The sequence below is a fragment of the Sulfuritortus calidifontis genome, from assembly GCF_003967275.1.
Classification (GTDB): Bacteria; Pseudomonadota; Gammaproteobacteria; order Burkholderiales; family Thiobacillaceae; genus Sulfuritortus; species Sulfuritortus calidifontis.
The window spans coordinates 1,010,281-1,024,305 of sequence record NZ_AP018721.1 but is presented as its reverse complement, the minus strand read 5'-3'; the positions used below and the strand labels follow the sequence as shown (position 1 = coordinate 1,024,305).

Genomic DNA, 14,025 nt, shown 5'->3' with positions numbered 1-14,025 from the left:
ATGAAATACCGGTCATGACACGCAAAACCCCCGCCGCGCAGAGAAAAATTCTGGTCACCTCCGCCCTGCCCTATGCCAACGGCAGCATCCACCTGGGCCACCTGGTCGAATACATCCAGACCGACATCTGGGTGCGCTTTCAGAAGATGCGCGGCCACGAATGCTGGTATGTCTGCGCCGACGACACCCACGGCACGCCGATCATGCTGCGCGCCGAGAAGGAGGGCATCCGCCCCGAGCAGCTGATCGACCGGGTCTGGCACGAGCACAAGCGCGACTTCGACGGCTTTCTCATCGGGTTCGACAACTACTACTCGACCAACTCGCCGGAGAACCGCGAGTTCGCCAGCCGCATCTACCTGAAGCTGCGCGAGGCCGGCCTGATCGAGCGGCGCAGCATCGAGCAGTTCTACGACCCCGAGAAGGCCATGTTCCTGCCCGACCGCTTCATCAAGGGCACCTGCCCGAAGTGCGGCGCGAAGGACCAGTATGGCGACAGCTGCGAGGCCTGCGGCGCCACCTACGCGCCGACCGACCTGATCGACCCCTATTCCGCCGTCTCCGGCGCCAAGCCGGTGCGCAAGGCGTCCGAGCACTACTTCTTCACCCTGGGCAAGTGCGAGGCCTTCCTGAAAGACTGGACCCGCAGCGGCCGGTTGCAGGCCGAGGCCGCGAACAAGATGGACGAGTGGTTCAGCGCCGGCCTCGCCGACTGGGACATCTCGCGCGACGCCCCCTATTTCGGCTTCGAGATCCCGGAGGCGCCGGGCAAGTACTTCTACGTCTGGCTCGACGCCCCGGTCGGCTACATGGCCAGCTTCAAGAAGCTGTGCGACGACAAGGGCCTGGATTTCGACGAATACTGGAAACCGGACTCGACGGCCGAGCTCTACCACTTCATCGGCAAGGACATCCTCTACTTCCACGCCCTGTTCTGGCCCGCCATGCTGGCCTTCTCCGGCCACCGCACGCCGAGCGCGGTGTTCGCCCACGGCTTCCTCACCGTCAACGGCCAGAAGATGTCCAAGTCGCGCGGCACCTTCATCACCGCCGAGAGCTATCTCAAACACCTCAACCCGGAATGGCTGCGCTATTACTACGCGGCCAAGCTGTCGAACACCATGGAGGACATCGACCTCAATCTGGAGGATTTCACGGCCCGGGTGAACGCCGACCTCATCGGCAAGTTCATCAACATCGCCAGCCGCTCGGCCGGCTTCATCGCCAAGCGCTTCGGCGGCCAGCTGGGCCAGGTGCCGGCCGGCCAGGAGTTGCTGGCCCGGATGCAGCAGGCGGCCGGGGACATCGCCGGACTGTACGAATCGCGCGAGTATGGCCGGGCGCTACGCGAAGTGATGGCCCTGGCCGATCTGGCCAACCAGTACGTCGACAGCCACAAGCCCTGGGAGATCGCCAAGCAGGCAGGGCGCGAGGCCGAACTGCACGAGGTCTGCACGGTCGCAATCAATGCCTTCCGCCTGCTCGCGCTCTATCTGAAACCGGTGCTGCCCAAGCTGGCCGAAAACGTCGAGCGCTTCCTCGACATCGCGCCGCTCAAATGGAGCGATGCCGGCCACCTGCTCAGCGGCCACACCATCAGGGAATACAAGCACCTGATGACCCGCATCGACCCCAAGCAGATCGAGGCCATGATCGAAGAGAACAAGCAGACCCTGGTGCCGGCGCCGACGCCGGAACCGCATTCGCAGCAGCGCCACGCCGAACACCAGCAGCAATCGGCCAAGACCGAGGCCGAATCGCCCGTCATCAACATCGACGACTTCGGCAAGGTCGATTTGCGCATCGCCAAAATCGTCAATGCCGAGCAGGTCGAGGGCGCGGAGAAGCTGCTCAAGCTCACGCTCGACATCGGCAGCGGCACGCGCACCGTGTTCGCCGGCATCAAGTCGGCCTACAAGCCGGAAGACCTGATCGGCCGGCTGACCGTGATGGTGGCCAACCTCGCCCCGCGCAAGATGAAGTTCGGCGTCTCCGAGGGCATGGTGCTGGCCGCCTCCGACGAGCGCGGCGGCCCCTTCCTGCTCGCGCCCGACAGCGGGGCGCAGCCGGGCATGCGGGTGAAGTAGGAAACTTGGCGACCGATTGCCGCTCATAGGGCCATGGACATCATCAGCAACGAGTTCCTGTCCCTGGCCGAGACGGCCAATCAGATCGCGCAGCCGCGCCAGCGGGTCGAGCGCACCTCGAGCCGCGCACTGGCCAGCCTCGAGTTCGCCCTGCACTGGCAGTCGGAACAGGCGCGCCACACCGATCTCTACCTTGCCAGCCCGGTCAACCTCTGGCGCGATTTCTTCCCGCCCGAGATCGAGGCGGCCGTGCTGGACAAGCCGGTGGGCCACACCGAGCGCCTGCATTGCCTGCCCGGCTGCCTGGTGCCGGCCTACGCCGCCGGCGACTGCCTGGACATCGCCGACAGCCGCTTCAACCGACAGTACCGCCCGCGCAGCCTGATCGAGCCGCGCGCCGGCCGCTTCTACCCGCGCGGCTTCATCGCCGGCGTGAAGGACATCTATTCCGAGGACATGACGCCCTTCCGCGTCGCCCGTGTGCAGGGCGACACGCTGACGGTGGACCTCAACCACCCACTGGCCGGCCGCGACCTGAACCTGGATATCCGCATCCTCGAGGCCTGGCAGGCCGGCCCCGAGACCGGCGGCCGCGCCAGCGACATCGCCGAACTCGTTGCCGGCAGGGGGCCGGGCATGCAGGCCCGCTGGCGCGGCGAGCCGACCGATTTCTTCGCCGCTGCGGCCTTCGCCCGCGGCGACACGGGCGACGATGCCGAGTTCTACGGCAGGCCCCGCCTGGTCGATCATCTCGACCGCCTCGCCCTCAAGCAGGTGGAAAAGCTCTACGGCCGGCTGTTGCCCCAGGGCGGCCGGGTTCTCGACCTGATGACCAGCTGGAAATCGCATCTGTCCGAAGCGGCGCCCGCCGAGGTCGCCGGCCTGGGCATGAATGCCGAGGAACTGGCGGCCAACCCGCTGCTCGCCGAGCGGGTGGTGCAGGACCTCAACCAGCAGCCGAAGCTGCCCTTCGCCGAGGCCGAATTCGACGCCGCTGTCTGCACCGTCTCGGTCGAATATCTCACGCGCCCACTCGAGGTGTTCCAGGAGGTGGCTCGTGTCCTGAAGCCGGGCGCGCCCTTCGTGCTCACCTTCTCCAACCGCTATTTCCCGCCCAAGGTGATCCGGGTCTGGGAGGACTGCCACCCTTTCGAGCGCATGGGCCTGGTGCTGGAATATTTCCACCGCGCCGGCGGCTTCACCGACCTGGCGACCTTCTCCCTGGTCGGCCTGCCACGGCCGGAAGACGACAAGTACGCCGACCGCATGGCCTATTCCGACCCGGTCTATGCCGCGTGGGGCAAGAAGGCATGAGGCAGACCAGGCATCTGCAGATCCACGGCCGGGTCCAGGGCGTCTGGTTCCGCGACTCCATGTGCCGCGAGGCCGAGCGGCTTGGTGTGACAGGCTGGGTGCGCAACCGGGGCGACGGCACGGTGGAGGCCGTGGTCCAGGGAGAAGCCGCGGCCGTGCAGGCGATCATCGACTGGGCCCACCGGGGCCCGCCCAAAGCTGAAGTGCTCAGGGTCGAGATCGACGAGGCCGGCGGCGAGTTCAGCGGCTTCGAGCAACGGCCCAGCGCCTAAAGCCCTGCCCCTGGCAGGGCCAAATCCGCGGCCAGCCAGCGGGCACAGTACAATAGCGGCAAAACCCGAAGCGGATTCGGCAAGACAAACAGGGCCAGAAAGCAAGCATGTCCATCGTCATCAAGACCCCGGAAGAAATCGAAAAGATGCGCGTCGCCGGCCGCCTGGCCTCCGAGGTGCTCGACTACATCACCCCCTTCGTCCAGCCCGGCATCACCACCGAGGAACTCGACAAGCTCTGCCACGACTACATGGTGAACGTGCAGGGCACCGTGCCGGCCCCGCTCAATTACGCGCCGCCCGGCCACACGCCCTATCCGAAATCGATCTGCGCCTCGGTCAACCATCAGGTCTGCCACGGCGTGCCGGGCGGCAAGAAGCTGCGCGCGGGTGACATCGTCAACCTCGACATCACCGTGATCAAGGACGGCTGGCACGGCGACACCTCGCGCATGTTCACGGTCGGCGCCCCCAGCATCCTGGCCCGCCGCCTGATCGACAATACCTACGAGTGCATGTGGAAGGGCATCCAGATGGTGAAGCCGGGCATCCACTTCGGCGACATCGGCCATGCCATCCAGCAGCATGCCGAGGCCAACGGCTTCTCCGTGGTGCGCGAATTCTGCGGCCACGGCATCGGCAGCAAGTTCCACGAGGAGCCGCAGGTGCTGCACTACGGCAAGGCCGGCACCGGTGCCGTGCTGCAGCCGGGCATGATCTTCACCATCGAGCCGATGATCAATGCCGGCCGGCGCGATATCCGCATGCTGAACGACGGCTGGACCATCGTGACCAAGGACCACAGCCTGTCGGCGCAATGGGAGCACACCGTCCTGGTGACCGAGACCGGCTACGAGGTGCTCACCGTCTCGGCCGGCAGTCCGCCGCCGCCGGCCTTCGTCGCGGCATGAAGCGCAGGCTTGAATACTGGGCATGAATACCGGGCCTGAACGCCTCGCCCACTGGCGGGCGGAGTTGCAGGCCGCCCGCGACGACCTTTATCGCGACTATCAAAGCCACCGCCGTCCGGCCACGCTGCTGGCCGGCCTGAGCCAGGCGGTCGATCAGCTGCTCAACGAGATCTGGCAGGCGCACGCGCTGCCGGGCGCCGCGGCCCTGGTCGCCGTCGGCGGCTACGGCCGGGCCGAGCTGTATCCACAGTCCGATGTCGATGTCCTGTTCCTGCTCGACGACCGCCTGGGCGAGGCCGATTGCGCCTGTTTCGAGCCGCTGATCGCCCTGCTCTGGGATGTCGGCCTGCCCATCGGCCACAGCGTACGCCGCCTGAGCGAGTGCCTGGATGAGAGTCGCAAGGACATCACCATCCAGACCAATCTGCTCGAGGCCCGCTTTCTCAGCGGCGACCGGCGGCTGTTCAGGCGTTTCCAGCAGGCCTTCCAGCAACAGCTCGACCCCCAGGCCTTCCTCGAGGGTAAGCTCTTGGAGCAAGGCAACCGCCATGGCCGCTTCGCCGACCGCGCCATGCTGCTGGAGCCCAACCTGAAGGAGAGCCCGGGCGGCCTGCGCGATCTGCACACGGTGCAATGGGTCAGCCGCGCCTTGGGCCTGCCCTGGCACTTGGCCGGCCTGGCCCGCGAGGGGCTGCTGCAGCCGGCCGAGGTGCGCCGGCTGAATGCGGCGGTGCGCCTGATCAGTCGGCTGCGCATCCAGCTGCATCTTGCTGCCCGGCGGCGCGAGGATCGCCTGCTGTTCGAATATCAGGAGGCGCTGGCGCTCGAATTGGGCCTCGCCGCCAAGGGGCCGCGCCGCGCCGCCGAGCTCCTGATGCAGCGCTACTACCAGGCCGCGCGCGAGATCAGCTTCGCCAACGAGCTCTTGCTCGGCATCCTGCGCCAGCGGCAAAGACCCATCGTCGAGATCGCCCCGATCGCCGATGCGCCGGGCTTCCTGCAGCGCGGCAATCGTCTCGACCTGGCCGACGAGGCCCTGTACGAGCACATGCCGGAGGCGATCTTTCAGACCATCCTGGTCCTGCAGCGCCACCCCGAGCTCAAGGGCCTGACCCCGAACGCCTACCGCGCCCTCTGGCGAGCGAGCCAGCGCATCGATGCCGGCTTCCGCCGCAACCCGGCCAACCGCGCCGCCTTCCTCGACATTCTGCGCCAGCCGCGGGGCGTGACCCAGGCCACCCGCCTGCTGCATCGGCTCGGCATCCTCGGCCGCTACCTGCCGGCCTTCGAGCGCATCACCGGCCAGCTGCAGCACGATCTGGTGCACATCTATCCGGTCGACGAACACACCCTGATGGTGCTGCGCAACCTGCGCCGGCTGGCGCTGTCCGAATTCGCCCACGAGTTCCCGCTGGCCCACCGCCTGATGCGCGAGTTCGAGCGGCCCGACCTGCTCTACCTCGCGGCCCTGTTCCACGACATCGCCAAGGGCCGCGGCGGCGACCACTCGACCCTGGGCACCGTCGATGCCCGCCGATTCGGCCAAGCGCACGGCATGGCCAAGGCCGATGTGGAATTGGTCGCCTGGCTGGTGCGCGAGCACCTCTCACTTTCGCGCACGGCGCAGAAAGAGGATCTGAGCGATCCCGAGGTGATCACCGCCTTCGCCCGCCGCTGCGGCAGCGTCGAGCGACTGACCGCGCTCTATCTGCTGACCATGGCCGACATCCGCGCGACCAATCCGAAGATCTGGAATGCCTGGAAGGACAAACTGCTGCGCGAGCTGTATCTGGCCAGCCGCCGCGTGCTGGAAGGCGGCGCACCGGTGCAGGACGACATCGAGACAAAGAAGGAGCAGGCCCGCGCCGCCCTGCGCCTGTATGGCTACGAGACCGGAGTCGAACAGGCGCTGTGGACCAAGCTGGACGACGTCTATTTCATCCGCCACGAAGCACAGGCGATCGCCTGGCAGACCCGACGTCTGCTGCCGCTCTTGCGCCGCGGCGAGTCGATCATCGTGCGCGCCCGCCTCGCCCCCATCGGCGAAGGTGCGGAAGTGCTGGTCTACGCGCCGGACGAGGCCGGCCTGTTCGCCCGCATCTGCGGCTTTTTCGCCGGCATGCAATACACCGTGCTCGAGGCCAAGGTACACACCACGCGCGACGGCTTCGCCCTCGACAGCTTCCTGGTCATGGACGAGGCCAACCGCGCCGTCGCCTATCGCGACGTGCTCAACTACATCGAATACGAGCTGGCCGCGAGCTTGCGGGCCAGGCCGCCGCTGGCTGATTTGGCTGGCCTGCGGCTGTCGCGACGACTGAAGTACTTCCCGATCGAGCCCGAACTCGCCCTGAGCCCGAGCGACAGCGGTCACAGCCACGTGCTCTCGTTCACCGCCGGCGACCGCCCCGGCCTGCTCTACGACGTGGCCCGGGTGTTGAGCCGGCACCAGGTCGAGCTCAGCAGCGCCAAGGTCAACACCCTGGGCGGCCGGGCCGAGGACGTCTTCGTGCTCAAGGGAGAAGCGCTGGCCGAGCCCGGCGACCGCCTGGCCCTGGAAAAGGATCTGCTGGCCGCCCTGCAGCCGGCCTGATCCAATCCGCGCTTGGTCGGTAGGATGTGCGCACCAGTGGATGATGCACAAAGTGCATCTACGATTGGCCGGGCTCGGGCAGGCCCTTCTCCAGGCGATAGATCCAGGCCAGCAACTCGGCCACGGCGATATACAAGGTGGGCGGGATGCGCTCGTCGAGGTCGACCTGCATCAGCAGGCTGACCAGCTCGGGCGACTCGTGGACATAGACCCCCGCCTCCCGCGCCCGGCGGATGATCTCCTCGGCCAAGAGGCCGCGGCCCTTGGCCACCACCCGCGGTGCCGCCTCGGTCTCGTTGTAGGCCAGGGCCACGGCCTGGACCGGTTTAGCCGGCGACTCCATCGCCCTCCTCCGCTTCGGCAAACCCCGGCTCGATCCGCACCGCCAACACCGCCAGGCCGGCGGCATCCAGCCGCTTGGTCAGCAGCGGCACCGCCTCGCGCATCTGGGCCAGGGTCTGCGCATCGTCCGCCCGCAGGCGAAAGCGCAGGCCTTGCGCCATGAGATCGATCTCGGCGAACACCCCACCCAGACGCGGCAGCTTCAAGCGCATCTGGGTGCGCCAGGCCGGCGGCTCCTCCTCGCCGCCACCCTCGCCCTCGGGCCGCTCCTCGATCAGCCATTGCAGCATCTGGCCCGGCCAGGCCTGGCCCTGCCAGACGAAGGGCTGGCCCTCCAGCATCTGCAACTGGCGGCCGGCCAGGCGCGCGGCCTCCTCCGGCATGCCGTCGAGCTCGGCCACCCGGTTGCCGGCAAATTCGGCCTGGGCCAGCTTGGCCTGTGGCTCGCGCTGCAACTCGGCCAGGGTCTGCTCGCCGCGCACCCAGCGGGCCTGGTGGGCCTCGTAGAAGAGGCCGCTGGTCTTGACCGCCTGGCGCAAGGGACCGAGCCAGGCTTCGGCCTCGGCCGAGCCTTCTTCCAACAGAGGCACCGACGCCAGCAAGGCGGCGCTGCTCGCCGGTGTCGTGCCGCCCGGCAGGGGCGGCGCGACCAGACGGGCGCCGAGCTGGCTCGCATCGGGCTGGGCCAAGCGGCCGACCAGGCCCGGGGTTGCCTGATTGGCCGTCTGATTGGCCACATAGTTCGACGCCGGACCGCCGGCAGCCTGGCCCGCGGCCGGTGCACGAGCGGTCAACCCGGCGGCATCGGGTAGCGCAGCCTTGAGCTGGGCGGCCTGGGCCGCGCCGCCGGGTGTGGCCGATGTCGGATTGCCTGACGGCTGCGTCACTGCCTGGCTGATGGGATTCGCGGACTGACTGGCGCCCGCCGGCATTGCCGTCGTCCCGGCCCAGCGCACCAGGGTGGCGATTCGGCTCGCTGCCTCGCTCAGGCGCACGGCCTGGGTCTCGCCAATGCGGCCAGGCTGGGGTTGCAGCAGGAAAGTCGGCTGCGGAGCCGCCTTGAGATAGGTGAGCCTGAGCGTATCGCCCGGCTTGCTGCCCTTGGGCAGGGCCATGTCAAGCAACTGGTTGGCGATCTGGACCAGGGAGCGGCCACCGGCCAGGTTTTGCAGCAGCCTGCCTTCGTAGGTCTTGCCCGGCTCGAACTGCAGGGGTCGCGTTACCGGCCTCTGCCCCTGCAGCAGCGTCGTGCCCTGGCTTTTCAGCCACTCAACGACGGCGGCGGGCAGCAGGTTGATGTTCACGTCAGGAGGTAATCGAAGGGGGCTGATTGAGCGCGACGATCAACTCGGCCTCGCCGCGAGAGATGCCGCAACGCTCCGTCAACTCGCTGGCCGTGGCACCCTGGCGGGCGAGTTGGGTGGCCTGGGCATAGGGCGACAGGGCGGCCTCCTCCCTCGCCCCGCCGAACCTGGGCGCGGCCGGCTTGGCTTCGCCGAGTCGCGCGCTCTGTTCCACCAACTCGCGTTCGAGAATTTCCAGCCGGGCGCTCAGGGCCAGCACCTGAGCCTTGAGCATCGCCACCTCGGCCTCGTTGCCGGCCTGGGGCTCCACCCGCACCGCAGGTTGCGCCTTGCTGCGCCGATTGCGGGAGAACAGCAACCACTCGACCAGATAGATCAGGGTGGCCAGCACCACCGCCAGCAGCAGTTCCTCGGCGTTGATCGAGATCGGCGGCAGCTCGGGCAGGGTCATGGCAGCCAGGCCTTGAGCCAGACGTCGAGGTGGTCTTCCAGCATCCAGTTGGCCTGCACGTAATCGCGCAGGCGATCGCCCATGCGGGCCAGTTCGTCCATGTCGGCAACATGGCCGCGGATGGCATCGACCCAATCCTTGTGCTTGTTCGATATGCGGGTCACCGGATAGTCGCCGCGATAGGGCGTGATGTCGGTGCAGATGACCGGGAAGCCGAGGATGCCGTATTCGAGCAGGCGCAGGTGGCTCTTGGCATGGTTGAAGGGCACGTCTTCCAGAGGGGCGACCGCCAGGTCGAGATTGAGGCTGGCCAGCTTCCGCGGATATTCCTCCAGGTCGACGCCGAGATGGAATTCGACCAGGGGGTGGATCACCTCCGGACACAGACCGAAGAACACCCATTGCACCTCTTCATGCGTCTCTTTGACCACGTCGATGATGAGATCGAGATCGCCGGCATGGTGCACGCCGCCGGCCCAGCCCACGCGCGGCTTCTCGCCCTGCCGGCGAAGCGAGGTCAGCTCGCCCCAGCGGGCCCGCTCCAGATAGTTGGGCACCACCCGAACGTCCTGGTTGAAGGAGCCATACTCGTCGGCCAGATACTGGGTCGAGACTACCAGCCGGTCGCACAGGCCGATGGCCTTGCGGAACTTCTTGTTCAGTCCGGCGGCCTTCAGTTTCTCGAAATCCTTGCGGCCCAGGCTTTTCAGCGGCACATTGGTGATGAGGTCGTCGATCTCATAGACGCGGAAGGACTTGAGATTCCTGATGTAGGACTCGATCAGTTCGAGCTGATGGGTCTCGATCTGGCGCTGGAACACCACGGCATCGGGCGCAAAACGCAGCAGCTCGGGCACCGAGACATAGTTGCCCGTCTCCCAGCCCTGAACCAGGCCGGCCTGGTTGAGCTGGCGCATGGGCGAGATGATGCGGTACTCGCCGCAACCGAAGCGGTCGGCCGGATGGGCCAGGATGCGCGGCCGCGGCCGCCAGTCCGGATCCAGGGTCAGGGCCGGGGTCACCTCGATCCGGAAATCGCGGGCATTGAGGCTGAGGTTGCGGTTGTAGAACGGATCGTAGGCGATCAGCCTGCCCCACTTGCCATACATCGCCTGCTGCTCGCCCTTGAAGCGCTCGGCCTTCGCCGCATCCTGCTTCTGCTCGACGCCGCCGCGCTGGCTGACCGAGCCCTCGTGCAACAGCGTGGCATGCGGGGTCCAGACCACACGATAGCCCTGCTGGCGCACCTTGAGACAGAGATCGATATCGTTGTAGGAGACCTTGAACATCGCTTCGTCAAGGCCACCGACCGCATCGTAAACCGATTTGCGGATCAGCAGACAGGCCGCGGTCACCGCCGACAGGTCCTGCGGCAGCTTCAAGCGGCCGAAATAGCCCACCTCGTCCCCCGCACAGCCGATGAACGCATGTTCGGCCGGCGAATCGCCGATGCCGAGGATGACGCCGGCGTGCTGGATCTTGCCATCGGGGAAGACCAGGCGCGCCCCGACGATGCCGACCTCCGGCTGCTGGGCGTAGCCCATCATCTCCTCCAGCCAATCGGGCTGGAGCACGGCGGTGTCGTTGTTGAGCAGCAGCAGATAATCGCCGCTGGCAGCTTTCGCTGCCAGGTTGTTCATGGCCGAGAAGTTGAACGGCTTGGGATAGCTCAGGACCTTGATCCGCTCCGGCTCGGCCTGGCGCAGCTTGTCGAGATAGGCCCGCGCCTCCGGCTCGTCGCTGCCGTTGTCGACCACCAAGAGTTCCCAGTCGGGCCAGCTGGTGAATTCGACGATGGAGCCGATGCAGCGCTGCAACATCTCGACCTGGTTGCGCGTGGGCACGACGATCGAGACCTTGGGCGTCGCCTGGTGCCGATAGCGGATGTGGAAGGTTCCGGGGATCAACCCTTCGGCGATATCGCCGGCCAGCGACTGCCGCTCCAGATGCTCGGCCAGCGCATCGACCGAAGCGGCCTGCACCACTTCGGCCGGCCGGCTGCAATGGCCGCCCGTTGCGGCCCGGTGATAGAGCATGTCGGCGATATGGCCGATGCCGGCCTCGCCCACCTGCTCATAGGCGCGCAGGCTCAAATCCCACTGCTCGGCCCCCTCCAGTTCGCTGCGGAAGCCGCCCAGCTGCGCGAACAGATCCTGCCGGGCCAGCAGCACGCCGCCGATGGCGAAGGGCGCAGAGCGCACGGTGTCGATGCTGAAGTCGGGCTTGAAGTAGGGGTTCGAGCGGCTGCCGTCGTCGGCCAGGCTGTCTTCGTCGGTATAGATAAGCCGCCAATCCGGCTTGCGCACGATGATGTCGGTCAAGCTGAACAAGGCATGCGGTGCCAACTTGTCGCCGGCCTCGATCATCGCCACCCATTCGGCATCGCTGGTCAGCAGGGCGGCATTGAGCAGCGGCAGCGCAGGCTTGGTCTCGTCTGCCACCAGCCATTGGATCACCTCCGACTGCTCGGTGTCCGCCGGCAATTCGCAATGGGCGACGATGGTCAGCCGCCAGGTCTGGTTGACGAACTGACCGGTCAGGCTTTGCAGGGTGCGGCCGATGCCTTCCTCGCTGCCGGGCGGCACGATCATGCCGAAATGGAAGAGCGGCAACCGCGGCCACTGACCCATGCGCTCGGCCAGCCAGGCGGCATCGCGGTCCTGGAACTGCCGGGCCGCGGTCCAGATGCGATACATCTCTTCCGGCGTCGGCCCCCGGCCTGGCTCGGGCGGTCGAATGGCGAGCATTTCCTCGTCCGGCATCGGCCGCGCCACCACCAGGTGCTGCAGGGTCTTCAGATCGAGGAACTCCTCGGGGCTGACGTCCTTGAGGATGAGTTTTTCCGTTTCGATATGCCGGGCATTGTCCGGCAATTCCAGTTTTTCCAACCGGCCATCGAGGGTGCGATCCCACTTCTCGATAATGAAGCCCGTCTCATGGAAAAACTTCTCGATCTCCTGTCGGGTGAAGAAGCGGATATGGGTGACGTCGAGCAGGCCCTCTTTTTCATAGGGGAAACGCCCATTGGCCAACTCGTTAAGCACCCAGAGATTGCGGGTATTGGGGATGCTGGCAAGGATCTGGGCATCCGGCGTCAACCACTGACGCAGGCGGAGCATGGCCGCCCAGGGGTCGTACAGGTGCTCCAGCACGTCGGCCACGATGACGGTGTCGATGCTGTGCGGTTCGATGCCGAAACTGGCGAAGTCCACCTCCTCCAGCGGCCGGTCGATGACCAGATCGATCCGGCCGCGGGCGACCTCGGCGGCCTGGCGATTCAGTTCGATGCCGATCACCTGCGAGTCCGGGAAATACTCCTTGATCTTAGCCCCGGTGGCGCCGCCGGCGCAGCCGATGTCCAGCACTCGATTGGGCGCCTTGCCCATCAGGATCAGCAGTTCCGCCCGCAAGTGGTCGTGATAGGCGCCTTTGAGATCGGCTTCGGCGCTGGCCGACAGCTCTTCCCAAACGAAGCCGCGGCGCGGAATGTCGGTGGCAGGCACAGTCCCCGCCTCGGTAAGCGGCCGGGCGCATTCGAGCATCACTTTGGCCACCCGCTCCGCCGCGCGGCCATCATTGGCGCAGTTGAAATAGGCCAGACGCTTGCGCTGCGCCTGTAACACAGCAGCCCGATACGGCCTGTCCTCATGCAACCTCTGCAAGGTCGATGCCAGGTCAGCAGGGGCTATCTCGATAATGCCGTCATCCGCACCAAAGGACGGCCCCATCAACCAGCCGAAATCGGTAATCAGATTGACCGCCGGCACCCCCGCCAGCATTGCCTCGATCGAGATATTGGAATCCACCGAGACTGCAACATCGGCAGCCGTCAGCCAGGACTCAGTGGATTCCGAGGTATAGAGGTAATCGCTTGGCTGCAGCCCAGACTGCACAGCCAACTCGGCCACCCGCGCCGGCCCGAAATCCATGTTGGATGGCCGGTCCTTGATGACGCAAACCAGTTTCTGGCCGGCCTTGCGCAAGCGTCCGCACGCCTCGAAAAAGGCGGTAATGGTCTCGTCGTAGATCTTCGGCTCGGAGAAGGCGGTCATCCCGGCCGCCCAGGTCGTGGCAAACATCACGATCCGGGCATCTTTCGGGAAGCCATGGTGGGCCGACAGGACATCCCGAATCTCCTGCTGCCGCATAGGCAAATGGGCGTAAACATCCCAAGCGGGGTTGCCGGTGATGCGCAACCGATCTTCGGCAACGCCGGCATCGATGCAGCTTTCTGCGCCACGCTGACCCAACACGGCAATGATATCCGCCTGCAAGCGCTGGTGCGCATTGTAGTAGCGCGACAGCCCAACGCCGTGGGTCAGATGCAGACTGGGAACGCCACGCTGCTTCGCCCATTGGATCGCCAGGGCCGAGAGCGTCATCCACTCCTCGTTGACCATGAGCAGTTCGATGCGATAGCGCTGACGCGCGGCATCGAGCACGGTGACGATATTCTGGCCGACGATCATGCCGCTCTTGATCATCGGCGCATAGATTTCGAACAAATCCTCTTGGGATAACCCGCCCGCCGAGCCCAAGCCGGCCCATTCCGGCGACTGGAGTTGCTTCAGGATCGCATCAACCCTGCCTTCTGCCTCGATGGCATTCGCCTGGCGTGTCGAGGCATCGAGCAGCTCCTCCAGCGTCATCAGCGTGCTGCCGGATTCCAGGACCAGTTGCTTGAGCTCATCCGTGCAATAGTCCTGAATCGTCAATACGACACGTGGCCGGTTGTGGAGGTAATGCCGCAA

At 66.2% G+C, this 14,025-nt stretch carries 9 protein-coding genes; 5 read left to right on the top strand and 4 right to left on the bottom strand.

Annotation, left to right across the window (positions count from 1 at the left end; genetic code table 11):
- Positions 1 to 14: 14 nt before the first annotated feature.
- From metG to EL388_RS05355, 5 genes are all read left to right on the top strand, one after another.
- On the top strand, positions 15 to 2,087 hold the full coding sequence (gene metG / locus EL388_RS05375) for a methionine--tRNA ligase (protein ID WP_126460728.1): 2,073 nt from the start codon (positions 15 to 17) through the stop codon (positions 2,085 to 2,087).
- A 33-nt stretch (positions 2,088 to 2,120) separates the two neighbouring features.
- Positions 2,121 to 3,401 carry a methyltransferase domain-containing protein gene (locus EL388_RS05370; protein WP_126460725.1) on the top strand — a complete coding sequence of 427 codons (1,281 nt, stop codon included), beginning with the start codon at positions 2,121 to 2,123 and terminating at the stop codon, positions 3,399 to 3,401.
- Positions 3,398 to 3,673, top strand: coding sequence for an acylphosphatase (locus EL388_RS05365; RefSeq protein ID WP_126460722.1), 276 nt, complete (start codon positions 3,398 to 3,400; stop codon positions 3,671 to 3,673). The genes EL388_RS05370 and EL388_RS05365 overlap by 4 nt, the downstream gene beginning before the upstream one ends.
- Before the next feature lie 74 nt (positions 3,674 to 3,747).
- Positions 3,748 to 4,584: a type I methionyl aminopeptidase gene (gene map / locus EL388_RS05360; RefSeq protein ID WP_269470958.1), complete on the top strand. Its 837-nt coding sequence runs from the start codon at positions 3,748 to 3,750 to the stop codon at positions 4,582 to 4,584.
- Positions 4,585 to 4,606: 22 nt separating this feature from the next.
- Positions 4,607 to 7,177, top strand: a complete 2,571-nt coding sequence (locus EL388_RS05355; RefSeq protein WP_126460716.1) for a [protein-PII] uridylyltransferase — start codon at positions 4,607 to 4,609, stop codon at positions 7,175 to 7,177.
- Positions 7,178 to 7,235: 58 nt separating this feature from the next.
- Here EL388_RS05355 and EL388_RS05350 read toward each other — a convergent pair whose 3' ends face one another.
- The 4 genes from EL388_RS05350 to EL388_RS05335 are packed head-to-tail and all read right to left on the bottom strand — an operon-like array spanning position 7,236 to position 14,025.
- Positions 7,236 to 7,520, bottom strand: a complete 285-nt coding sequence (locus tag EL388_RS05350; RefSeq protein WP_126460712.1) for an EscU/YscU/HrcU family type III secretion system export apparatus switch protein — start codon at positions 7,518 to 7,520, stop codon at positions 7,236 to 7,238.
- Entirely contained in the window at positions 7,504 to 8,823 is a 1,320-nt protein-coding gene (gene fliK, locus EL388_RS05345; RefSeq protein WP_126460709.1) for a flagellar hook-length control protein FliK, read from the bottom strand. The genes EL388_RS05350 and fliK overlap by 17 nt, the downstream gene beginning before the upstream one ends.
- A gap of 1 nt (position 8,824) precedes the next feature.
- A complete protein-coding gene (locus EL388_RS05340) occupies positions 8,825 to 9,274 on the bottom strand; it encodes a DUF2802 domain-containing protein (RefSeq protein WP_126460706.1) in 450 nt (149 codons plus the stop codon).
- Complete coding sequence (locus tag EL388_RS05335) at positions 9,271 to 14,025, bottom strand: glycosyltransferase (protein WP_197721827.1); 4,755 nt, start codon at positions 14,023 to 14,025, stop codon at positions 9,271 to 9,273. Before EL388_RS05335 ends, EL388_RS05340 begins: the two co-directional genes overlap by 4 nt.

Coding starts and splice junctions, on each gene's coding strand:
- metG (WP_126460728.1), top strand. CDS start 15: ATGACACGCAAAACCCCCGCCGCGCAGAGAAAAATTCTGGTCACCTCC.
- EL388_RS05370 (WP_126460725.1), top strand. CDS start 2,121: ATGGACATCATCAGCAACGAGTTCCTGTCCCTGGCCGAGACGGCCAAT.
- EL388_RS05365 (WP_126460722.1), top strand. CDS start 3,398: ATGAGGCAGACCAGGCATCTGCAGATCCACGGCCGGGTCCAGGGCGTC.
- EL388_RS05355 (WP_126460716.1), top strand. CDS start 4,607: ATGAATACCGGGCCTGAACGCCTCGCCCACTGGCGGGCGGAGTTGCAG.
- EL388_RS05350 (WP_126460712.1), bottom strand. CDS start 7,520: ATGGAGTCGCCGGCTAAACCGGTCCAGGCCGTGGCCCTGGCCTACAAC.
- EL388_RS05340 (WP_126460706.1), bottom strand. CDS start 9,274: ATGACCCTGCCCGAGCTGCCGCCGATCTCGATCAACGCCGAGGAACTG.